Source organism: Desulfosceptrum tomskiensis (assembly GCF_049818055.1).
Classification (GTDB): domain Bacteria; phylum Bacillota; class Desulfotomaculia; order Desulfotomaculales; family JASEER01; genus JBFLVT01.
In genome coordinates this window covers 2,275,001-2,296,909 of the sequence record NZ_CP187479.1, presented here as the reverse complement: position 1 = coordinate 2,296,909, position 21,909 = coordinate 2,275,001, and the positions used below count along the sequence as shown (strand labels likewise).

Sequence of the window (21,909 nt, the reverse complement as noted above, 5' to 3'; positions counted from 1 at the left end):
CTCCACATTGCCGCTGCTTTTCTCACACCTTAGCATGCAAGACAGCACGTTGGCAATCCGCTGTTTTCACTCAGCTTGCGGATGGGACAAGCCCAGGGATAGCGAACGGCTGCCCGCGTTGCCGCCCGCCACTGCTGTTACCGTTTTCGGGGCTTCACGAACCTTTTTTGGCGCTGTTCCGCGATTGCGGCTGTCATCCTCTTTTTTTCGCCATCAACTCTGTAAAGATCTCCACCAGGTGCGGGTCGAACTGGGTCCCCGCGCATCTCTTCAGCTCCTCCAGGGTTTTCTCATGCGACAGGGCATCGCGGTAGGGGCACTCCGACGTCATCGCGTCGTAGGCGTCGGCTATGGCCAGGATGCGGCTCAGAATGTGGATCTCCTCGCCGCGCAGCCCCCGGGGATAACCCCGCCCGTCCCACCGCTCGTGGTGCTGGCGGATGAGCTCCGCCACTGGCGCCAGCTCGGCCGAAGAAAGGGCAATGCGGTACCCCACCTCGGGGTGACGCTGGATTTCCTTCCTTTCCTCCTCCGTCAGAGGGCCGGGCTTGCAGAGAATGTGATCCGGCACTCCCAGCTTGCCGATGTCGTGCACGTCCGCCAGAAGGCGGAGATTGTCCATTTCTTCGCGCGAGAGCTCCACTGCTTCTCCCAGCAGACAGGCAATCTCTTTCACGCGCTCCGTGTTGTGAAAGTCTTTCTCCGCCAGGGTCGCCTTGAGGGCGCGGATCACTGCCCCCCGCGGGTCTTTTCCGGCGACAAGCTTGTTCGTGTACATCGCGTCGTCCGCTTCTTTGTAGGTCTCCCGCAGCGGGCGCGAGGCATCCTCCGCCGTCGCCGCCCCCACGGGGACGCTCAAAGGAAGATCCGGGTGCTGCGCGTTGTCCATCTCTACAGCCTCGATTATGCGCCCGACCACCTCTTCCGCCGTCTTCCGGTCCGTTTGCGGCAGGATCACGGCGAACTCGTCCCCGCCAACCCGGGCCACCACGTCGGACCCGCGGACGCAACCCGCGATTACCTTCGCCGCACGGCGCAGGAGCTCGTCACCCCGTTCGTGCCCCAGCATGTCGTTGACCGCTTTTAAACCGTCAAGGTCGCAGAGGATGAGGCTGACGGGAAAGGAACGGTCCTTTTCCAGCCGCCGCAGTTCTTCCTCGAAGAACGCGCGGTTGTAAAGTCCGGTGAGAGCGTCGTGCGTGCTGGAGTACCTCAGTTCGGCCTCCATTTTCTTGCGCTCGCCGATGTCGCGGATGCACTGGACCGCCCCGAGCAGGTTTCCTTTCTCGTCTTGGATCGGGGCCACGAGGGTCCAGAAATGAAGCCCCCTGCCGCCGTAAGCGCAGGGGGCAAAACCTTCGCCCACAAGAACATGTCCCTTCCTCTCGATTTTCTCGTACTTCCGCTCCCACTCCTTGCCGTTACCAAGCAGGATGTTCACAAGGATGGGCCTCCGTTCCCCGAAAAAGGGAATGGCGTAGGCGTATTCGCCCCTGCCCAGCATCTCTTCCTTCCTGACTCCCGTCATTTCTTCCACGGCCCTGTTCCACACGACCACCTTGCCTTCGCGGTCAACGGCAAGGACGCCGTCCGGGAGGGAATCGACGATCCGCTCGAGAAGGCTCAGTCGCCCCGCCGATCCTTCCGGCAGTAGTTCGCCGCCTTCCCCGAGCAGAAGTTCCAGCAATCTCATGGCCGCTTCAGTTTTGTCCTCGGGTAGAGCGTCCACCAGCCGGTGAAGGCCGTCTTTTCGCTGGCCCGGGTTCACGTAATCCACCGTCCCCTTAACAGCGACTTTGCCCGGACATCTTTTCTACTTCGGAAAGCAAAATCCTGCGCCTGTCATTCTCCTTCTTCCGCCAGGATCTTCAGGAACACATCCACCACCCGCGGGTCGAAGTGCCTGCCCGCCTCGTCCTTCAGATAGGCGCGCACTTTCTCCGGCGGCCAGGCCGGCCGGTAGGGACGGTCCGAACTCAAGGCGTCCCACACGTCCACCACGGCAAAGATGCGCGCCGCCAGCGGAATCGGTTCGCCCTTCAGTCCCCGCGGGTAGCCCGTGCCGTCCCACTTCTCATGGTGGCCTCGCGACCGTGCCGGCCGGTTCCCGCATCCCCGCCAGAGCAAGTCCTTGAGCGTTTGCAGGATGCTATCGTAACGATACCGCGTTTTCAGGTTCTTGCGGATTGTGCCCTCAGCCTGCCCTTTTTGCAATAAGTCCTTATTCTCCTCCTGCTATGTGGGTCTCCCGGTCCTCATTTTTCGACAACAGCATAACACGACGACGCCGAAAATCGCAAGGATACCAAAGATTACTTGCCCAGGCCCGGTAACAACAGGTTTGGGATCAAAAAAGACACCGGCGTCTGCAGGCCAAGCCGCGTAAGGCTGAGCGTGGCCAGGGTAACCATTACCGTTCCGGTCAACGCTAGCGGCCCCGGCCTCACCCGGGTTACCAGGAAACCGTATGGGAAACCGGGCCGGTAAAAATGGGATCGCGCCCCTGAGGGATGTAGGTATTTACCACCGGGAGTCCCCTGACGGCGACCGCGATCAGTCTCGCTTCACCGGGCTCGGCCCAGTCCCCGATGCCGGTGCGCACCTCTTCGAGCGGATGCGGGCTGACGACGGCCACCCCGTTGTACGACTTTTGCCCCTTAAACACCGCGTTGTAACCGGCCCTTTGCAATTCCTGAAGCGGAAAGTCGCCGTCCTCGACCTTCGTCTCCTGGAGGCACAACACGTCCGGGCGCTCCCTGGCGAGCCAGTCCAGGACCAGTTCCAGGCGGGCGCGGATCGAATTAACGTTGAAGCTGGCTGCCTTGAGCATTTTCTCTTAACCACCTTATCGGCAATGCTGTAATGCTATATTAGTACCACTGCCGCCGGTCCATAACCTTCTCCGCCACGCCCATAAAAAACTCAGCCGCAAACGGGCTGAGTTTCAAGTTCGACTTGCCAAACTGCCGGCTGCCGGGAGAGGAACGCCGGTTTTAACCTTCTATTTCGACGGTGACTCCTTTGGAGTCTTCTGCCCCTTTGGGCAGGACAACTTCCAGGACGCCGTCCTTGTAAGAGGCCTTGATCTTTTCCTGGTCAACCGGCACGTCCACGGAGAAGGAGCGGCTGAAGGAGCCGTACTTGCGCTCCACTCTCAAGAAGTTGGTGCCCTCTTCCTTCTCCTCGCTCTTGCGCTCGCCGCGAATGGTCAGGACGTTGTTATCGAAGGTTACCTTGATGTCATCCTTGGACACGCCGGGGATCTCGGCCTTTACCAGAATGGCCTCGGGCGTCTCCTTAATGTCGACAGGGAACATCCACCCCTGGGTAAGGTTGCCCTGCCGCGGGTAAATGTCTTCGAACAACCTGTTGATGGAATGCTGCAGAGCAGACAACTCGCGGAACGGATCCCACCTGACAAGCGACATGCCAACACCTCCCTGATGATGAGCATCGGCTTCTCCCGGCAGCTTTGACTTTTACTATCCTTGACTAATATATACCCAAAACTTTCCCCTTTTGTCAAGATCCTTTTTGCTTATTTTTCACAAAACTTAAAAAACTTATAGCCACCAACGATGCTGCCTGTACCAAACTACATCAGCCGGTCAACTGTTTGTCACGTTAGGGTGTGCTATACCATAATATGGCAGCAACTATTCCATGTTTTGGAATGAGCATTGTATTAAGGAGGCTTTCAAATCGTGGCAGCAATGCGTTCCCGGCGTTATCTCACCGCCCGCCCGGCGTCAGTCAACCAAACCTTGCCTACCTATCCGGAACTGGCTAAGGCTTACGTCCCCATCCAGAATTACGACCCGGGTTATGACCCGGCTACGGCGCTGGCCCGGGGGACGATGTTTCCGTCACTCTGGCGTCCCGAATTCGTGGTGCCTTGCGTTGCTTATTCCCGCTATGTCGCTACCCGGTTCAGAGGAGGGCTTTGCCGATGAACCAAACCCGTAATCAGTTACTGCGCGAAATTCAACGGTGGCAATTTCGCATCGTCGAGTTGACGCTCTTTCTTGACACCCACCCTAACGACCAGCGCGCCCTGGCCGATTACAACCAGAGCTCCCAACGCCTCCGTACCCTGGTGGATGAGTACGAGAAGCGTTACGGCCCCCTCTCCAACTGGGGCTTGGCACCGAGCGGGAGCCCGTGGGCCTGGGCGTGCGGGCCATGGCCCTGGGAAACCGGGATATAAGGGGGATATGCCAAGCAACAATATAAGGAGGATATGCAATGTGGGTTTATGTCAAACACCTTGAGCACCCCATAAAGGTCAGCCGCCCCGATCCCGCCTTCGCCAAGCTTGTCATCACGCAGTACGGCGGGCCTGACGGCGAGTTCTCGGCCTCCTGGCGCTACCTCAGCCAGCGCTACACCATGCCCACCAGGCAGACGAAGGCCATTTGCACCGACATCGGGACCGAGGAACTGGCCCACCTGGAGATGGTCGCCACGATGGTGCACATGCTGACCAGGGACGCCGGCCCCAAGCAGATGGAGGCGGCCGGCTGGGGCGGCCACTACGTCCAGCACGGTCCCGCCCTCTACCTGCAGGACGCTGCGGGCGTGCCCTGGACGGCGGCTTTCTTCCAGTCGACGGGCGACCCCGTGGCCGACCTGACCGAAGACATGGCCGCCGAGCAAAAAGCGCGCGCGACTTACGAACGCTTGATCTGCCTGGCCACCGACCCGGGGATAAGAGACGCCCTGCGCTTCCTGCGCGAGCGGGAGGTCGTCCACTTCCAGCGCTTCGGCGAAGGCCTGATGAGTGTTCAGGAATACCTGAACAACAAGCACCACGCCTGGCCGGGCTACGACCTACCCAAGACCCGGCCGGGTTCGTAGGGCTTAACGCTCCTTACCCACCCGTACCGGTTCCTTCTTTCGGCAACCAAACCAAAGCCCCCGTCAGATCCAATAAACGGGGGCTTTCTCTGGCCTGGGCTAACTCTAGCCGAGTATGGGAAGATTGCCAAAACTAAAGAAACTTAAGCCCTGACCCCACCGCACTTCCCAAGGTTTAACGCACAGCAGCATTGCACAAAAAGTGGGTACGCCTGCTCTGCCTGGCCGCCGACCCCGGCATCAAGGCCACCCTGCGCCCGGTCAGGTCTTGACATGTATTACACGTAAATATAGGATATAAGCAAATCATTAATTGTTGATGAGGTGTTCTTTTTGCGGGAACTTGCCGAAAGAATCAAAGCCCTTGGAGAACCGACGCGTCTCAAGATACTGCGTCTTCTGCATGAGAGGGAGCTGTGCGTCTGCGAGATTGCAGAAGTGCTGCAGATGAGCCAGCCGCGGATCTCCCAGCACCTCAAGGTCCTGCGGCAGGCCGGCCTGGTAAGCGAGCGCAAGGTTAAGATATGGTCCTACTACGCATTGATACCGGGGGCTCTCGGGAACCTGTTTCGGAAGTTTGAGGAGACCATGGCCATGGATATGCGTCTTTTGCCGGAAATGGCCGAAGAGTCCGCCCGCCTGTCCAGAATCGCCGCGCTGCCGCCATCGTGGTGTTGCGACAATGCGGGCCGCACAAAACCTTAATTGAGCATGATTTAACATACAAGGAGGAGAACGCGTATGGCCGCCGAGAAAGACATTACGGAAGTTGTACGGGAGCGCTACGGCAACGCCGCCCAACAGGTGATGAAGGGGTCTTTAGCCGGTTGCTGCTCGCCGGCTTGTTGCAGCGGAGGGCAAGAGCTGATGTTCGGCTTGGGGAACTATGACAGCAGCCAGGTGCAGAACCTGCCGACACTGGCCGCTTCCGCATCCTTGGGCTGCGGAAACCCCGTAGCCTATGCCAACCTCGGCGAGGGCGAGACGGTTCTTGACCTGGGAAGCGGCGGCGGGATCGACTGCTTACTGTCTGCCGAACGGGTCGGGCCTTCCGGACACGTCTACGGGCTCGACATGACCGACGAGATGCTCAGCCTGGCCCGGGCCAACCTGAAGCAGACGTCCTTGACCAATGTCACCTTTGTGAAGGGCCAGCTCGACGCGATTCCGCTCCCTGACGAGTCGGTGGACGTTGTCATTTCCAACTGCGTGGTCAACCTGGTCCCCGACAAGGAACGGGTTATCAGGGAGATTTTCCGGGTTCTGCGTCCGGGAGGGCGCATCGCCATCGCCGATGTGGTAGCGACGCGTCCGCTCCCTGAAGAAGTCCGCCAAGACCAGGCCGCCTGGGCCGGGTGAATCGGCGGGGCGCTCCTGGACACGGAGTACAAGACCATTCTGGAGAACAACGGCTTTACGGATATAGACCTCAAGGTCCTGCACACCTACGACCTGGGCTCACCCGCCGCGGACTCTCTGGTGCCGCGGCTGTCCAGGGAGCTTAGAGAGGCGTACAGCGACGCCGTGACCAGTACCCTGGTCTCGGCCCGGAAGCCGTAAGGGAGAATCATTTTAGGAAAACAAGGAGGCTTGCGGAGTGAAGATCGCGATCCTCGCCGACATCCACAGCAATTTATACGCGCTGAAGGCCGTTCTGGCCGATGCAAAAAGCCGCGGGGCGGATAGGATTGTCTGCGCCGGTGATGTCGTGGGTTACGGCCCGCACCCGAGCGAGGTCATAGCCCTGCTGCAAAAGGAGCAGATTCCTACAGTAATGGGCAACTATGATGACGCTATCGGCTACGAGCGCTTCATCTGCGGGTGTGACTACAAGGACCCGGCCGATATGAAGCTGGCGGAAAAGTCGATTGAGTTTACGCTGAAAGCCACCAGCGCGGAAGACAAGACCTTCCTTCGCTCACTGCCTCCGGAATACCGCATTATTAATGACGGGCTGGACATCGTGATCGTCCACGGGAGCCCCGTCCGGCTGAATGAGTACCTGTACGCCGACACCCCGGCTCAAACGCTGGAAGAGATGCTGAACAAAGCCCGGGCGGACGTGCTGGTCTGCGGCCATACTCATATCCCCTACCACCGGAAGTTAAGCAACGGGCACGTGGTCAATGCCGGCAGCGTCGGCAAGCCGAAGCACGGGAACCCCAACGCGCTGTACTGCATCCTTGAGTTGAAGGGCCGGGATGTTGCCGCTGTTTTTGTCGAAGTGCCCTACGACGTTGAGCGCACGGCACGGATGATCGAGCAAAATGAGGTCCTGCCTAACGAGTTTGCGGAAAAGCTGCGGTTAGGGACAGGCTAGCCAGCCCTGTGGGTCGAGGCAGGCGCCGTTCCATCTGCCTAATATGCACTAATCAACTTGTTGACCCTAATATGTGATTATCTTAATATAGTTTTATAAAAATATGGGAATGCAGAGGAGGAAATTACGTTGGCCCAGTCAGTAAGCAAAAGACTGAGTTTTCTGGACCGCTACCTGACGCTGTGGATTTTCCTGGCGATGGGCGTCGGTGTCGGTTTGGGCTTCGTGTACCCGCAGATCGCCGGGTTCTGGAGCCGTTTTCAGGTTGGCGCGACCAACATCCCCATCGCTATCGGCCTGATCCTGATGATGTACCCCGTTCTGGCCAAAGTCCGCTACGAAGAACTTCCGTCCGTGTTCGCCGACAAAAAGCTCCTGGGACTATCCCTGCTCCAGAACTGGGTGGTCGGCCCGATCGTGATGTTTGTCCTGGCCGTGGTGCTCCTGCCTGATAAACCCGACTTGATGGTGGGCGTCATCCTGGTCGGGCTGGCCCGCTGCATCGCGATGGTTTTGGTGTGGAACGACCTTGCCGACGGCAACCGCGAATACGTCGCCGGCCTGGTGGCCTTCAACGCTATCTTTCAGGTGCTCACCTATTCAGTGTACGCTTACATCTTCCTGACTGTTGTTCCGGCCTGGTTCGGCCTGACCAGCGTGGTCGTGGATGTCTCAATGGCGGAGATCGCCAAGAGCGTCTTCATTTACCTGGGTATTCCTTTCATCGCCGGCTACCTGACCCGCGCCGCGATGGTGTCCAGCAAGGGACGCGACTGGTATGAAACCCGCTTCGTCCCGCGCATCAGCAAGCTGACGCTGATCGCCCTGCTGTTCACGATTTTGGTGATGTTCTCCCTGAAGGGCGAGGTCATCGTCACCCTGCCGATGGATGTGATCCGCGTGGTCATCCCGTTGACCCTGTACTTCCTGATCATGTGGCTGTCGACTTTCTTCATCGGCAAGTGGATCGGCGCAGATTATCCGAGAACCACAACCATCGCCTTTACGGCGGCGAGCAACGACTTCGAGCTGGCCATCGCCGTGGCGGTGGCCGTGTTCGGTATCCATTCCGCCCAGGCCTTTGCGACCGTCATCGGGCCGCTGGTCGAGGTACCGGTACTGATCGCGCTGGTCAACGTGGCGCTCTACTTCCGGAAGAAGTACTTCCCGCACGAACTGGCGGAAATCCCGCGCCTGCAGGATTGCAGGAAGTGTTAGCAGATTTCGGGCCTGAAAAACCAAAAGAGCGGGCCTTCCCAGGGCCTGCTCTTTTTGTTGTGCGCCGGCGCATCCGGCACCGGCGCACGCGGCTGACCGACCGCCCTCTTGCCCGGGTTATCGTCCTGCCTCTCCAATCCATTTCTTGAGGTCGTTCCGGGAGGGGACCTTACCCACCGCTTTGGTCTGGCCGTTGATGATCAACGCCGGTGTAAGGATGACACCCATGTCCGCTATGGCGTTGACGTCCTCGACCTTCTCCACGTCAGCCCCCACATTCAACTCCTGCAAGACAGCGAGGACCTCCTTGTAGAGTTTCCGGCACTGTGGGCAGCCCGGGCCGACGACTTTGATCTCCAGGACGCCGTCCGGCGCCTTGGACGGTTCCACGGGGATCCCCCTGGCAGCCTTGTAGGCCCGCACAAGCCCCTCGCGGTACTTGTCCCTGGCCGACGCCGGGATGTAGTTGTTGTCCTTGATCAGGTCGATGATCGCCTCCCCGAGAGCGTCATCGTTCGGGAAGACTTTACCCTCAACCTTCTGAAAAGCATCCTCCAAACCGACAATGCCGACCTTCGCCCCGCCGACGGAAACGAGTGTCGACTTGGGTGTTTTCGAGGAGTCCCGGAAAAACAAAACAACCACCTCACCAGCGTACAGGAAGTATGCCGCCTTGCGGCAGCCCATGATGCACGAGTTTCAAAATTAGAGCAGTCCAACGTCTCGCTCTTCCTCAATCAGCCTCTTAATCTCGGCCCGGTCCGGCACTTTGCCGACTACCTTGACCTTGCCGTTGATCACCAGCCCGGGGGTCATAAAGACACCATAGTCGATAATCTTGTTAACGTCCGTAATCTTCTCGACCCGGGCATCAAGTTTCATCTCCGCCACCACGGCGGCGACCTCTTGCTCGAGGGCCTTGCATTTCTTGCATCCCGGTCCCAACACTTTGATCTCCACCAATAATCTCCCTTCAAGTTAGAAATGAATCGGTTAACACCCGTCCTAAGCGGTGAGAGAACCGAATACATACCCGGTAAGGGTAGCCATTACTACTACCAGGATCACGTAGACAACGGTCTTCTTAGTACCCATCACATTCCTGATCACCAGCATATTCGGCAGGCTCAGGGCCGGTCCGGCCAGCAGCAAGGCGAGCGCGGGACCCCTGCCCATGCCGAGGTCCATCAGCATCCTTACAAACGGCACTTCCGTAAGGGTGGAGAAGTACATCAACGCCCCGGCGAATGAAGCGATGAAGTTGGACAACAAGCTGTTCCCGCCCACCGAGGCCGCAATCCAGGACTGCGGGATGATAACCTTCAGGGCGCCGGCGATAAACACCCCGACGATGAGAATGGGGAAAATCAACCGGACCAGCTTGCCCGTCTCATAGAGCCACTGCTTAACCTCGTCTTTTGTGAACCACTTCCAAAGCACAATGCCCAACACGACAAGCATGACAGCAATGCCGCCGGCCTTGATCTCGTTGGTAACCCGGGCCGTACCCACCAGCAGGATGCCGACCAACAGACCGAAGAACACCAGCTGCTGTACAATCGGCTTGCCCCGGTCTTCCATCCCCGCCAGGCTGAACCCGTCCCTGGAGGCGCGTGCGGCCTTCTCCGCCTCTTCCTTGCGGAACAGCACCGCCATGATCAGACCGATAATGATGGCGAAAACAACCGCCCCGACGGCCCGGCCGGCACCCAGGTCCCAGCCCAGCTTGCGCGCCGTCAGGACGATAGCCAGGAGGTTGATGGCCGGCCCCGCGTAAAGGAAGGTTACGGCAGGACCGAGACCCGCGCCCTTACGGTAGATGCCGGCGAAGAGCGGGAGGATCGTACACGAGCAGACGGCAAGAATGACTCCCGAAACAGATGCCACACCGTATGAAATATACTTCTTGGTTTGGGGGCCGAAGAATTTAAGAACTGCTGCCGAGGAGACAGCAACCGCGATTCCGCCGGCGATAAAAAACGCCGGGACAAGGCAGGTCAGGACGTGCGCCGACAAGTATTCCAGGATCTCGTTCCAGCCGCTAAGCAAGACGCCAGTCAGATAGTCCATTGCTCCGCCCAAGCCGATGTGACCCGGGCTCCCTCCCTCTATATTAGTAATTGATGATGTACTTATATTTTACTTATAGTCCAAAGCGACAAGGTCGTCAAGCATTTTTTGACATAGGCTAAAAATAAATTGGGATGGACCTGTTGCATCCATCCCGAAAGACTCGAATGAAGTTGTTTATGCCGCTGTTTAAATCTTCCGTCCAGAACACGCTGCAGCCGTCGAGTACATACCAAAACACCGCATTTCTTCCTCTTTCAGGTCAAAATAGTTTTGCCAGCACCTTGCTGTCTTTAAGGAAAGGGACCTGCTATGCAATACTGCTTCCCTGATTTCGTCTTCGGTGTACGTCCTGAACAACCAGTTCAGCGCCTTTTGGTCGCCTTCATTTAACAGCCGTTCGATGACCAGGACACTATTCCGTGACAGATCCACTTCCTGCGGATTCACGTCCCAGAAAAGATCGTGGAGCCATACGGGAATTTTGTGTTTGTTATCCATTTATCCCTTCTATCCTTTCTTGAACCTGTATTTATTATAGCATATTTGAAGCAGCAATTCCATTATCTGGCTGCAACAAGCGTGCCGATGACCACGTTCAGTTCTCTGTCACCCAGGGACTGTTCTTACTCCGAAAACTGAAGCCCTGACCCTCCTCGTGAGAAAAGGGCAGGCCCCGGCAGATTCATTGCCGGGGCCTGCTTGATGGAGGGGAAAATAATTCTCTTATCTGGTAATGGTAATCTGCCTGGTCACCGGATCGTAATCCACCACTGCGCCCAGGGTTTCGCTGACGAAACGCAGGGGCACGAAAGTGCGGCCGGGCGGCACCCTAGAAAGATGGCGGAGTCATGGCCCATATGCCGACGGCGACTTTCTTCCCGCGATTAAAGAAACGGTGAGGCAAGGTGCTGTCGAAGTAGATGCTGTCGCCCTCGCGCAGTAAGTACTCTCTGTCCCCGATCATTACCGTGATTTCCCCCTGGACAACGACACCGCATTCCTCGCCTTGATGGACGAGAAGCGTTCCGTTCGTCCAGGTGCCCGGTTCCAATATGATGGAGAGGAACTCGATCTTGTCGTCTCTCTTCCCCGGCGACAGCATGCGGTAGGTGACGTTTGACTCGGGCAACACCAGGCGTTTTTGCTGGTCGGCGCGCAAAACCGTCACGCGTTCCTCGTCTTCGGCGTCAAAAAGCGCGATGAGAGGAATATCCAGCACTCTGGTGATTCTCCACAGCGAGTCCAGTGAGGGTGTCGCCAGGCCGCGCTCGACCTGGCTTATCAAACCCGCGCTGAGCTGACACTGGGAGGCCAGAGCTTCGACCGTCAGCCGTTTCTCCTTGCGATATTGGCGGATCTTATCCCCGATGCTCTTCAGCGGAGGGTCATCCATCCTCATCAGCAGAGCCTCCTCGCACAACAATCAGAGCGATACTGCAACAGCCCCGCCTTTTTGCGGCTGGACTGCCGGGAGGTAGTCTTTGAGAACGGTCCCGTCGACGGTAATCACGGGGTTGCGGACCACAAAGTCGACGTGATAGACCGATTCGGTCAGGCCCAGGCGGTAGCTGTCGCCCAAGGCGAAGTGGACGCTACCCGCTTCCTTTTCGTCCACGGAAATGTTGGCGTAGGGGCCGTGTACCATCGGGTTCATGCCGATGGCGAACTCGCCGATCATGTCAACTCCCCCAGCGTTGCTCCACAGCCATTGTTCGAAGCGTGGATCCGCTTCCACCATCCGGCCGGCTTCAAAACGCAGCGCCACCGGTTTGTCGGGTAGCCAAAGCCGGGAAATGGTGCCGTCGATAACAATGCGCCCGTAAAAGGACTCCTCCACGGGACAGGTATAGATTTCTCCGTCCGGCAACTGGGCCAGCTTACCGGGGGCGCAGTAACCGTCAGCCGCGATCCAGGAACGGCCGGCAACCGAAAAGGAGATATCCGTACCCAGGTCCGACGTTACACGGACCGTGCTCGCCTTCTCCATCCGCCTTGCCAGGGCGGCCGCCGCGGAAGCGATCGCCGGGTATTCCAGGTCCCCCCAGAACTCGTCGGCCAGGTAGCGTTCGTCCCAGTTCCAGAGCGAAAGGACAGACTTCCCCCGATCCAGCAGCAGGTTGCGCAACGCCTTGGCGTAAATCGAATCAGCCAGCGTCGGCTGGTACAGCTCGACGACGTGGCTTGCGTTCCGTATTAAAGGGTGGTCGGCCAGCCGGGTGATCGATGCGTCCAGGGATACATCCAACAGGATGCTGGGGACTTCCATAATATCCGCCAGCCTGCGCCCGAGACGGATATCCTGGGTAAGAATCAGCAGGCTCCGCAGGGGCGGCGCGTTCCTGGTCAAGGAATCGAGGATGCGTTCACGTACTTTTGCCACAACCTTTTCTCTCCCACTAGCTGCTTCATCTCCGTCACCGTAACCGGCTCACTCGCGGAGGGCCAAGTGGCAGGCGGCCCATCGCCCGTCGCTCACTGCGGACAGACCGGGAACCTCCCGGCGACAGCGCTCAACGGCCCGGGGACAACGCGGATGAAAACCACAGCCAGGGGGGGTGTTCAGCGGGCTGGGCATTTCATCGTTGCTCGCCGCCGCCAGCGGCCTGTTCCGGTCCAGGCTGGGGATAGACTGCAAGAGCATCTCGGTGTAGGGATGGGCCGGTCGCATGAAAAGTTCCTCGGTAGGCGCAATCTCGACGAGCCTGCCCAGGTACATCACCATCACGCGGTCGCACAGGTAGCGCACCACCGCCAGATTATGCGAGATAAAAAGGTAGGCCATGCCGAACTCGGCCTGCAGTTCACGCAGGAGATTAAGGACCTGGGCCTGTACCGAAACGTCGAGGGCCGAGGTCGGCTCGTCCAAGACCATCAGCTTGGGATTGAGGCAGAGAGCCCTGGCGACGGCGACGCGCTGGCGCTGCCCGCCGCTCAATTCATGCGGGAAACGGTCCATGAATTCCGGCCCCAGCCCCACTCTTGCGAGCAAACCGAGCACGCGCTCCCGGCGTTTCTCGGCATCGGTCCAGCCGTTGAGGCGCAGCGGCTCTTCCACGATCTGCCGCACCCGAAAACGAGGGTTGAGCGAACTCTGCGGATCTTGAAAAACTGTCTGGATCATCGGCCGCAACGCGCGCCGTTGGGCCTTGCTCATTTCGGCCAGGCTCCGCCCCTCAAAGAACATCTCACCCCTGGTCATCTTTTCGAGGCGCATGATTATGTAAGCCAACGTGCTCTTGCCGCAGCCGCTTTCGCCCACGAGCCCAGCCGTTTCGCCGGGGAAAATGTCAAGCGACACCTCGTTGACCGCCCGCAGGACGCTGCTGCCGCGGCCGCCGCGCACGGTAAATTCCTTGACCACCCCGCGCAGGGAAAGCAACGCTTCAGCCATTGATCCGCGCCTCCCAACAGGCCACCAGATGGCCGGCGGCAACCGCCACCAGCTTCGGCCGCGATCGGCGGCACCGCTCGCCGGCCGCGGCGCAGCGCGGGTGGAAGCGGCACCCGGAAGGCAGCGCCAGCAGGTTGGGCACGCTGCCGGTGATGGGTTGCAGGTGTTCCTGGCGGTTCTCGAGCCTCGGCAGGGCCTTTAGAAGAGCCTGGGTGTAAGGATGCCCCGGCCTGTGAAGAACCTCATGCACCGGGCCGGTCTCCACAATGACGCCGCAGTACATCACCGTCACCCGTTTGCAAGTCTGGGCCACCACGCCCAGATCGTGGGTGATCAGCAGTACGGCTGTGCCCAAGGATTGTGCCGTCTCCTGCATCAAGCGCAGGATCTGCGCCTGAATGGTTACGTCGAGGGCGGTGGTGGGCTCGTCAGCCAGCAGAAGGCGCGAACCGCAGCTCAGGGCCATCGCCAGGAGCACGCGCTGGCGCATGCCGCCGCTCAATTCAAAGGGATATAGATCAAGCACCCGTTCCGGATGGGGGATACGGACGCGGGACAGCCAGTTTGCCGCCTCCCGCCGGGCCTCACCCGCCGGCAGCCGTCTGTGGATCCGCAGGATCTCGCTCATCTGCCGCCCGATCTTGAAGACCGGGTTGAGCGCGTTCATCGGCTCCTGAAAGACCATCGAGATTTTGCTCCCCCGCAAAGAGGCGTACTCCTTCTCGGGTTTGCCGATCAGTTCTTCGCCCTCGAACAGGATCGAGCCCCCGGCGATGCGGGCGCTTCCCCTGGGCAAGAGTCCCAGAATGGCGGTGGCCGTAAGCGATTTACCGGAACCGGACTCGCCGACCAGTCCCAGGAACTCGCCGGGCATAATCGTCAGGTCGATCCCGTCAAGGGCGCGGGCCACTCCGGCATAACCGTGAAAGTCGACACAGAGACCGCTTATCGCCAGCAGAGGTTCCATGGCCGTCCTCCTAACCGCGCAGGCGCGGGTCGAGGATGTCGCGGACCCCGTCGCCAAAGAGATTGAAGCCGATCACGGTGATGAAGATGGCCACGCCGGGAAAGGTGGCGTACCACCACTGATCCAGCAGATAGGTCCGGCCCATGCTGACCATGGCTCCCCACTCCGGCGCGGGGGGCTGCGCGCCCAAGCCGATGAAGGACAGGGCGGCGGCGATGAGAATCGCCTCGCCGATGCCCAGCGTCGCCTGGACGATCACCGGCGCCAGGCAGTTGGGCAGGATGTGGCGGGAGATGATCCAGGCCCGGGAGGCGCCGAAGGTTCGGGCCGCCTTTACGAATTGGCGTTCCTTGATGGAAAGGGTCAGCCCGCGCACCAGGCGCACGTACACCGGGATTTTGACCACCGCCACCGCGATGATGCTGTTGCGGAAGTTCGGTCCCAGGGCGGCCGAAAGCGCCAGCGCCAGAACGAGACTCGGAAAAGCCAGCATGATGTCCATCAGGCGCATGGTCACCAGTTCGACCCGGCCGCCGATGAAACCGGAGACGCTGCCGATGACCATCCCGCCCACAGCGGCCAGGCCGACGATGCCCAGGCCGGCCAGGAGCGAGAGACGCGCCCCGTAGAGAACGCGGCTCAGGATGTCCCGCCCCATTTCGTCGGTGCCCAGCGGGTAGGCCGGGCCGGGAGGCTGCAGGCGATCCGGCAGGTGCAGAGCCAGCGGGTCGTAAGGGGCCAGGACGGGCGCGCAGACGGCGGCAAGGACGACCAGCAGGACGATCGCAGCCCCGGCCGCCGTCAGGGGGTAGCGTTTCATCATATACAAGTAATAAGGCGCGCGCTTCAAGGTCAGTGCACCTCTCTGATCTGGGGATCGAGCACGGTGTATAGCAGGTCAACAGCCATATTGATCAGGACGTAAAACACGGCTACGACGATGGTAAAGCCCATGATCGCCGGGAAGTCCAGGAAGGAGATCGAGTCCACCACATACTTGCCCATACCGGGCCAGGCGAAAATTGTCTCCGTCAGGATGGCCCCGCCCAGCAGTTCGCCGAACGAAAGGCCGATGATCGTCACGGCGGGGATAAGGGCGTTACGCAAAGCGTGACGGTAGATGATCCCCCGCCGGGGAATGCCGTTGGCCCTTGCCGTTTTAATATAGTCCATCTCCAGCACCTCCAGCATGCTCGCCCGGACCATGCGGGCGATGGTCGCCAGTTGGATGTAACCCAGGCAGAGCGCCGGCAGGATCAGGTGCAGGACGCTGCTTTTCAAGGCGATAAGGTCACCCGACAGAATGCTGTCTAAAACGTAAAGGCCGGTAAAATGGGTCGGGGGGTTGATCAGAACGTCGATGCGCCCCCCGCTGGGCAACCAGCCGAGATGCTTGTAAAAGAGAAGTAAGGCCATTAGGCCCAACCAAAAAAGCGGGGTGGACACGCCGAGAATGGCCGTGATGCGGCTGGCGTGGTCGACGGGCGTGTCACGGCGCGCTGCTGAAAGGACACCCAAGGGGATGCCCGCCGCAACAGCGAATCCCATCGCCCAAAGCGTCAATTCGAGGGTCGCCGGAAAATAGGTCAGCAGTTCGCTGAGCACCGGCCGCTGCGTGCGGATCGAGACCCCCATGTCCCCATGGAGCAAACCCCAGAGATAATGCAGGTACTGCAGCCAAACCGGTTGGTCAAGACCCAGCGCATGCCGCATGGCCGCCAGCGTCTCCTCGCTGGCCCGTTGACCGACAAGCATGCGTGCCGGGTCCCCCGGGATGACATGGGAGACGAGAAAAGTGACAAAAGTCACGCCCAGGAGCACGAGAAGAAGCTGTCCAAAGCGGCTCAACACCAAGCGCAGGTTTTTCATACTCCACCCCGTCACCGCTGAAGTTGGTAAGGGCGGGGCGTGCCGGGACCCGCCCGGCACGCCTTTTGACCAGCCCTATTTGTCCATTCCCTGGAAGTTGTACATGTCCTGGAGCATGGGGTTGAAGACGAAGCCCTGCACCGATTTGCGCATCGGCAACTGGTAATTCTTCTGGACCAGGAAAACATACGGCGCATCCTGCATAATAATATCCTGGGCTTGCCTGTAAAGCTCAACCCGTTTTTGCGCATCGGTGATGGTGGCCGCCTCCCGCACCAGGCCGTCCACCTGCGGATTCTTGTAGAACGCCCGGTTGCCCGCAAGGCCAAAATTATTCGAGTCAAACCAGTAGTTCATAAACATGTACGGGTCGGCGTAGTCCGGGCTCCATACCCCGAGCGTCATATCGAAATCACCCTTGTCGATCTTCTCACGCTGGGTGGCGTAGGCGATCTTCTCCAGCTTGACCGTGATGCCGATATCGGCCAGATTATTCTGAATGATCTGGGCCTCCGGCTCCCACCAGGCCTTGCCGTCAGAGTACATCAGGGTCAGGGTCAGGTTGCCGGCTTGCGCTTCCTGCAGCAAGGCCTTGGCTTTAGCCACGTCGCGGGTGTACTGGAAGACACCGGGATCGTGCCCCCACAGGCCCTCCGGGATAGGTCCGCGCATCTGTGTGGCGTTGCCCTGCCACACACCGGAGATGATCCCCTGGTAGTCGATGGCGTAGGAAATGGCTTGCCGGACCTTGGGGTTGCTCAGCGCTGGCTTCTGGGTGTTCAGGTACAGGTAGTCCACCATCAGGCTGGGGCTCTCAAAGACATTGATGTCGGGGTTTTTCTTCAGTTCCTCCATCTGGTCGACGGGAATGTTCTCGGCGATGTCGATGTCGCCCTTCTCCAGGGCCATGCGCTGCGCCGAGGGATCTTTGATGGTCTTGATCAGGATGGTGTCCAGTTTCGGCTTGCCGCCCCAGTAGCCGGCATTGGCCGCCAGCTTGATGTACTGAGAGGGCTGCCATTCGGCCACCTGATAGGGACCGCTGCCTTCAGTGTGCGTGGCCAGCCAGTTCTGGCCCATGTCCCCGTCCTTCTCATGCTTCATCACCGCCGGGTTGACAATGCTCCCGCCGTTGGTGGCCAGAGTCGACAGGAAGGGCGGAAATACCTTGTTCAGCTTAAACTGGACGGTATACGGGTCGACAACGGTCACGCTCTCCAATGTCGGAAAGGCCTCGGACGGACCCTGTTTGATCTTCATCAAGCGGTCAAACGAAAACTTGACCGCGTTGGCGTCAAGGGGCGTCCCGTCAGCGAACTTAACGTCATCGCGCAGGTGGAAGGTCCAGGTGAGACCATCCGGCGAAACCTCCCACGACTTGGCGACCGAGGGTTCCACTTCGGTTTCGCTCCCCTTGTACTGCACCAGACGGTCATAGGCCGGATAGCTGATCTTCCAGGCCGAATTGTCCATAGCCACCGCCGGGTCAATCGTCCCCAGGTCGGCGGCCGATCCGATAATGAGCGTCTTGGTCTGCGGGGTCGAGCTTTGCGGCGTGTTGGCGGACTTGCCGCACCCCGCGACAACCCCCAACAATAACAGGAGGCCTAGCAGCCCAGCCACGGTTCTCTTCATTCTAACTCCCTCCCAAAAGTTTGCTGGTCCTTGGTTCTTGGCTGTGCCCGGGATTTGTCCGCGGTATCATTTGCGGAAAAACTCAACGCGTCCCCCTTTCTGATCATAGATTAGACGCCCTCGTCTTTTCACTTTGGCTAAAAGTCATTCAATATAACTAAAGAAAATCCTGCTTTCCTTAACGGGAAATGTGTATTAAAAGCGGAGGATATCGTGCCGGCGCCGGCCGGCATGACGTGGGAAGGCATGTTCCGGCAGGTCAAAAACGTCTACCGCGAAGTCCTGTCCTGATGAACGTTTATAGATCTTCGGTTCGGCTGGTGTCTGAGAGACATAAGAGAATTTTGGCCTAATGGTAGGAATTGTTTCTCAGCGTAACGAAGTAACGTGGAAAAACAAGAAAGAGGGTGCCCAAGGGATGAACCTGGAGAAGGCCATGCGCCTGCCACTGGTTGAGGGCGGCATCGTTAAGGTTATCATCGGGGCGATTCTCAACCTGATCCCCATCGTAAACTTCCTGTGTTCAGGGTACTTCATCGAAATCATGGCCAACGCAATCCGGGAGAAGCATGAAATGCCGGCTTGGGAAAACTGGGGCGACAAGTTTATTAGAGGACTTCTGAGCTTTGTGATTTCGGTTGTGTATATGATTATCCCCATCCTGCTCTTAGTAGCAGGCGGTATCAGCGGCTTTTTTGCTGTCCTCGCCGTCCTCACCGGGCTTGTCATGTGGTTCGTTCTCCCAATGGCCCTGGCGCGCTACGCGGCTACCGGCAGCACCGCCTCGGCTTTTGAGTTCAACGCTGTTCTCTCTTTCATTAAGGCCGTTTTCGGCGCCTATATCGGGGTCTACCTCTTTTCCCTTGTCCTCTTCATCGGCCTTACCATCCTGGCCGCCATCCCCGTCATCGGCTGGATTCTTTCCATGCTGGGCGGCTTTTACATCGGCTGCGTCCTGGCCTTCCTTTTCGGCGAGGCCTACCGCAAGGCGGCGGCCGGCAGTTCGGGCACTATCGGGGCCTGATCGCCGCTTTGTGATATGCGAGGTGAGATGTCAGGGCCACACCGATAGGAAAAAGCCCTGTCGATTGACAGGGCTTTTTCCTATCTTTAGCTCCGGCGGCGACCTACTCTCCCGGTATACCCAGTACCATCGGCGCTGGAGGGCTTAACTGCCGTGTTCGGGATGGGAACGGGTGTACCCCCTCCGCCATTGCCACCGGAAATCTGTGAGGTGGGATGTGGGATGTCGGTCGTGAGTCCTTAAGGTTGAAATCGGCTTGCCGATTTCTTTCCTATGTTCTAACCTCTGACCTCTCACTTCTCACTTCCCACTTGTTCTCTCAAAACTGCACAGCGTAAGTAGGACGAGTCAAGCCCTCGACCGATTAGTACCGGTCCGCTCAACTGGTTGCCCAGCTTGCACGCCCGGCCTATCTACCTGGTCGTCTACCAGGGGTCTTACCCGCTTAACGCGATGGGAAACCTCATCTGGAGGGGGGTTTCGCGCTTAGATGCTTTCAGCGCTTATCCCGGCCGCACATAGCTACCCAGCTGTGCCGTTGGCACGACAACTGGTGCACCAGCGGTGCGTCCATCCCGGTCCTCTCGTACTAGGGACGGATCCTCGCAAGTTTCCTGCGCCCGCAGTGGATAGGGACCGAACTGTCTCACGACGTTCTGAACCCAGCTCACGTACCGCTTTAATGGGCGAACAGCCCAACCCTTGGAACCTGCTCCAGCTCCAGGATGCGATGAGCCGACATCGAGGTGCCAAACCTCCCCGTCGATGTGGACTCTTGGGGGAGATAAGCCTGTTATCCCCGGGGTAGCTTTTATCCGCTGAGCGACGGCCCTTCCACGCAGAACCGCCGGATCACTAAGCCCTGCTTTCGCACCAGCTCGACCTGTCTGTCTCGCTGTCAAGCACCCTTGTGCCTTTGCACTCTTTGGCGCGATTTCCATCCGCGCTGAGGGTACCTTTGGGCGCCTCCGTTACGCTTTGGGAGGCGACCGCCCCAGTCAAACTGCCCGCCTGACACTGTCCCCAAACCCGCTTCAGGGCCCAAGGTTAGAATTCCAGTACCATAAGGGTGGTATCCCACCGCCGGCTCCGGTAAGGCTGGCGCCCTACCTTCCACGCCTCCCACCTATCCTGTACATACAATACCAAAATCCAATATCAGGTTACAGTAAAGCTCCACGGGGTCTTTCTGTCCTACTGCGGGTAACCGGCATCTTTACCGGTACTACAATTTCACCGAGCCCCTTGTTGAGACAGCGCCCAGATCGTTACACCTTTCGTGCGGGTCGGAACTTACCCGACAAGGAATTTCGCTACCTTAGGACCGTTATAGTTACGGCCGCCGTTTACCGGGGCTTCGGTTCAGACCTTCACGCTTGCGCGCTGAGCCTTCCCCTTAACCTTCCGGCACTGGGCAGGTGTCAGCCCCTATACGTCATCTTGCGATTTGGCAGGGACCTGTGTTTTTGGTAAACAGTCGCCTGGGCCTCTTCTCTGCGGCCCCCTCGCGCTCCGTATGTAAAATACTTTACGCTGCCGGGGCACCCCTTCTCCCGAAGTTACGGGGTCATTTTGCCGAGTTCCTTAACAAGGGTTCTCTCGCACGCCTGAGAATTCTCTTCCCGCCTACCTGTGTCGGTTTGCGGTACGGGCACCAACCAGCCTCGTTAGAAGCTTTTCTCGGCGGCCTGGCGTCGGTTGCTTCGGTACTCGTTTTCCCTCCCCGTCACCTCTCAGGTTTACGCAAGACGGTTTTGCCTGCCTTGCACCCTACGGGCTTGGACGCGCTTTTCCAGCCGCGCGCTCAACCTAGCCTTCCGCGTCACTCCATCCTCAAACGGCCGTTGGTGGTAACGGAATCTCCACCGTTTGTCCATCGACTACGCCCTTCGGCCTCGCCTTAGGTCCCGACTTACCCTGGGCGGACGAGCCTTCCCCAGGAAACCTTAGGCTTTCGGCGGACGGGATTCTCACCCGTCTTGTCGCTTACTTATGCCGGCATTCTCACTTGCATGCGCTCCACGGCTCCTTACGATACCGCTTCGCCGCACATACAACGCTCCTCTACCCAGCGCGCTCACGCGCGCTGCCGCAGCTTCGGTAATAGGCTTAGCCCCGTTACATTTTCGGCGCAGAGCCGCTAGACCAGTGATCTATTACGAACTCTTTAAATGGTGGCTGCTTCTAAGCCAACATCCTGGCTGTCTGTGCAGCTCCACATCCTTTTCCACTTAGCCTATTTTCGGGACCTTAGCTGACGGTCTGGGTTGTTTCCCTCTCGACCACGAATCTTAGCACCCGTAGTCTGACTCCCGCGCACCAAGTGGCCGGTATTCGGAGTTTGAATGGGTTCGGTAACCGGTGAAGGCCCCTAGCCCAACCAGTGCTCTACCCCCGGCACTCTTCACGCGAGGCTAGCCCTAGAGCTATTTCGAGGAGAACCAGCTATTTCCGAGTTCGATTGGCATTTCACCGCTACCCACACCTCATCCGCTGCCTTTTCAACGACAGTCGGTTCGGGCCTCCACTGCACTTTACTGAAGCTTCACCCTGGA

At 58.9% G+C, this 21,909-nt stretch carries 23 protein-coding genes, 2 rRNA genes and 1 pseudogene (1 of these 26 running past the window's edge); 8 read left to right on the top strand and 18 right to left on the bottom strand.

The window, feature by feature from the left end; all coding sequences use genetic code 11:
• Positions 1–193 precede the first annotated feature (193 nt).
• The 4 genes and pseudogenes from ACPV0M_RS11690 to ACPV0M_RS11675 all read right to left on the bottom strand — a co-directional run bounded on the left by ACPV0M_RS11690 (position 194) and on the right by ACPV0M_RS11675 (position 3,428).
• Positions 194–1,777 carry a diguanylate cyclase domain-containing protein gene (locus ACPV0M_RS11690; protein WP_425620797.1) on the bottom strand — a complete coding sequence of 528 codons (1,584 nt, stop codon included), beginning with the start codon at positions 1,775–1,777 and terminating at the stop codon, positions 194–196.
• A 65-nt stretch (positions 1,778–1,842) separates the two neighbouring features.
• A pseudogene (locus tag ACPV0M_RS11685) lies at positions 1,843–2,082 on the bottom strand (HD-GYP domain-containing protein); the annotation flags it as partial.
• Positions 2,083–2,452: 370 nt separating this feature from the next.
• Positions 2,453–2,830 carry an exodeoxyribonuclease III gene (locus ACPV0M_RS11680; RefSeq protein ID WP_425620796.1) on the bottom strand — a complete coding sequence of 126 codons (378 nt, stop codon included), beginning with the start codon at positions 2,828–2,830 and terminating at the stop codon, positions 2,453–2,455.
• A gap of 163 nt (positions 2,831–2,993) precedes the next feature.
• A complete protein-coding gene (locus ACPV0M_RS11675; protein WP_425620795.1) occupies positions 2,994–3,428 on the bottom strand; it encodes an Hsp20/alpha crystallin family protein in 435 nt (144 codons plus the stop codon).
• Positions 3,429–3,713: 285 nt separating this feature from the next.
• On the opposite strand from ACPV0M_RS11675, the gene ACPV0M_RS11670 reads away from it, so the two are divergent.
• The 7 genes from ACPV0M_RS11670 (at position 3,714) to arsB (ending at position 8,395) form a co-directional block, all read left to right on the top strand.
• Positions 3,714–3,953 carry a spore coat associated protein CotJA gene (locus ACPV0M_RS11670; RefSeq protein WP_425622207.1) on the top strand — a complete coding sequence of 80 codons (240 nt, stop codon included), beginning with the start codon at positions 3,714–3,716 and terminating at the stop codon, positions 3,951–3,953.
• Positions 3,950–4,207 (top strand): spore coat protein CotJB, encoded by a 258-nt coding sequence (locus tag ACPV0M_RS11665; protein WP_425620794.1) that lies wholly within the window; start codon positions 3,950–3,952, stop codon positions 4,205–4,207. The genes ACPV0M_RS11670 and ACPV0M_RS11665 overlap by 4 nt, the downstream gene beginning before the upstream one ends.
• A 38-nt stretch (positions 4,208–4,245) precedes the next feature.
• Complete coding sequence (locus tag ACPV0M_RS11660) at positions 4,246–4,857, top strand: manganese catalase family protein (protein WP_425620793.1); 612 nt, start codon at positions 4,246–4,248, stop codon at positions 4,855–4,857.
• A 333-nt stretch (positions 4,858–5,190) separates the two neighbouring features.
• Positions 5,191–5,562, top strand: coding sequence for an ArsR/SmtB family transcription factor (locus ACPV0M_RS11655; RefSeq protein WP_425620792.1), 372 nt, complete (start codon positions 5,191–5,193; stop codon positions 5,560–5,562).
• A gap of 36 nt (positions 5,563–5,598) precedes the next feature.
• Complete coding sequence (gene arsM, locus ACPV0M_RS11650) at positions 5,599–6,216, top strand: arsenite methyltransferase (protein WP_425620791.1); 618 nt, start codon at positions 5,599–5,601, stop codon at positions 6,214–6,216.
• A gap of 238 nt (positions 6,217–6,454) precedes the next feature.
• Positions 6,455–7,177: a metallophosphoesterase family protein gene (locus tag ACPV0M_RS11645; protein WP_425620790.1), complete on the top strand. Its 723-nt coding sequence runs from the start codon at positions 6,455–6,457 to the stop codon at positions 7,175–7,177.
• Positions 7,178–7,375: 198 nt separating this feature from the next.
• The gene (arsB, locus tag ACPV0M_RS11640) at positions 7,376–8,395 is read left to right on the top strand and encodes an ACR3 family arsenite efflux transporter (protein ID WP_425622206.1); all 1,020 of its coding nucleotides are present in this window, start codon (positions 7,376–7,378) and stop codon (positions 8,393–8,395) included.
• A 117-nt stretch (positions 8,396–8,512) separates the two neighbouring features.
• Here the strand turns inward: arsB and ACPV0M_RS11635 are convergent, their stop codons facing one another.
• The 12 genes from ACPV0M_RS11635 to ACPV0M_RS11580 form a co-directional block, all read right to left on the bottom strand.
• Positions 8,513–9,031, bottom strand: coding sequence for a thioredoxin family protein (locus ACPV0M_RS11635; RefSeq protein ID WP_425620789.1), 519 nt, complete (start codon positions 9,029–9,031; stop codon positions 8,513–8,515).
• A gap of 69 nt (positions 9,032–9,100) precedes the next feature.
• Positions 9,101–9,355, bottom strand: a complete 255-nt coding sequence (locus tag ACPV0M_RS11630; RefSeq protein ID WP_425620788.1) for a thioredoxin family protein — start codon at positions 9,353–9,355, stop codon at positions 9,101–9,103.
• A 45-nt stretch (positions 9,356–9,400) separates the two neighbouring features.
• Entirely contained in the window at positions 9,401–10,465 is a 1,065-nt protein-coding gene (locus ACPV0M_RS11625) for a permease (protein WP_425620787.1), read from the bottom strand.
• A 189-nt stretch (positions 10,466–10,654) separates the two neighbouring features.
• Complete coding sequence (locus ACPV0M_RS11620; protein WP_425620786.1) at positions 10,655–10,966, bottom strand: DUF6922 domain-containing protein; 312 nt, start codon at positions 10,964–10,966, stop codon at positions 10,655–10,657.
• 225 nt (positions 10,967–11,191) lie between these two features.
• Positions 11,192–11,275: a stalk domain-containing protein gene (locus ACPV0M_RS11615; RefSeq protein WP_425622205.1), complete on the bottom strand. Its 84-nt coding sequence runs from the start codon at positions 11,273–11,275 to the stop codon at positions 11,192–11,194.
• A 22-nt stretch (positions 11,276–11,297) separates the two neighbouring features.
• Complete coding sequence (locus ACPV0M_RS11610; RefSeq protein ID WP_425620785.1) at positions 11,298–11,867, bottom strand: cupin domain-containing protein; 570 nt, start codon at positions 11,865–11,867, stop codon at positions 11,298–11,300.
• A gap of 24 nt (positions 11,868–11,891) precedes the next feature.
• Positions 11,892–12,848: an aminopeptidase gene (locus tag ACPV0M_RS11605; protein ID WP_425620784.1), complete on the bottom strand. Its 957-nt coding sequence runs from the start codon at positions 12,846–12,848 to the stop codon at positions 11,892–11,894.
• A 48-nt stretch (positions 12,849–12,896) separates the two neighbouring features.
• Positions 12,897–13,859, bottom strand: coding sequence for an ABC transporter ATP-binding protein (locus ACPV0M_RS11600; protein WP_425620783.1), 963 nt, complete (start codon positions 13,857–13,859; stop codon positions 12,897–12,899).
• Positions 13,852–14,826 carry an ABC transporter ATP-binding protein gene (locus tag ACPV0M_RS11595; RefSeq protein ID WP_425620782.1) on the bottom strand — a complete coding sequence of 325 codons (975 nt, stop codon included), beginning with the start codon at positions 14,824–14,826 and terminating at the stop codon, positions 13,852–13,854. The genes ACPV0M_RS11600 and ACPV0M_RS11595 overlap by 8 nt, the downstream gene beginning before the upstream one ends.
• 10 nt (positions 14,827–14,836) lie before the next feature.
• On the bottom strand, positions 14,837–15,676 hold the full coding sequence (locus tag ACPV0M_RS11590) for an ABC transporter permease (protein WP_425620781.1): 840 nt from the start codon (positions 15,674–15,676) through the stop codon (positions 14,837–14,839).
• Between the two features lie 2 nt (positions 15,677–15,678).
• The gene (locus tag ACPV0M_RS11585; protein ID WP_425620780.1) at positions 15,679–16,695 is read right to left on the bottom strand and encodes an ABC transporter permease; all 1,017 of its coding nucleotides are present in this window, start codon (positions 16,693–16,695) and stop codon (positions 15,679–15,681) included.
• Positions 16,696–16,770: 75 nt separating this feature from the next.
• Positions 16,771–18,330: an ABC transporter substrate-binding protein gene (locus tag ACPV0M_RS11580; RefSeq protein WP_425620779.1), complete on the bottom strand. Its 1,560-nt coding sequence runs from the start codon at positions 18,328–18,330 to the stop codon at positions 16,771–16,773.
• A 418-nt stretch (positions 18,331–18,748) separates the two neighbouring features.
• On the opposite strand from ACPV0M_RS11580, the gene ACPV0M_RS11575 reads away from it, so the two are divergent.
• Positions 18,749–19,354: a DUF4013 domain-containing protein gene (locus tag ACPV0M_RS11575; RefSeq protein ID WP_425620778.1), complete on the top strand. Its 606-nt coding sequence runs from the start codon at positions 18,749–18,751 to the stop codon at positions 19,352–19,354.
• A 90-nt stretch (positions 19,355–19,444) separates the two neighbouring features.
• Here the strand turns inward: ACPV0M_RS11575 and rrf are convergent.
• A 5S ribosomal RNA gene (rrf, locus tag ACPV0M_RS11570) occupies positions 19,445–19,554 on the bottom strand.
• A gap of 144 nt (positions 19,555–19,698) precedes the next feature.
• A 23S ribosomal RNA gene (locus ACPV0M_RS11565) occupies positions 19,699–21,909 on the bottom strand; it runs 777 nt beyond the window's last position.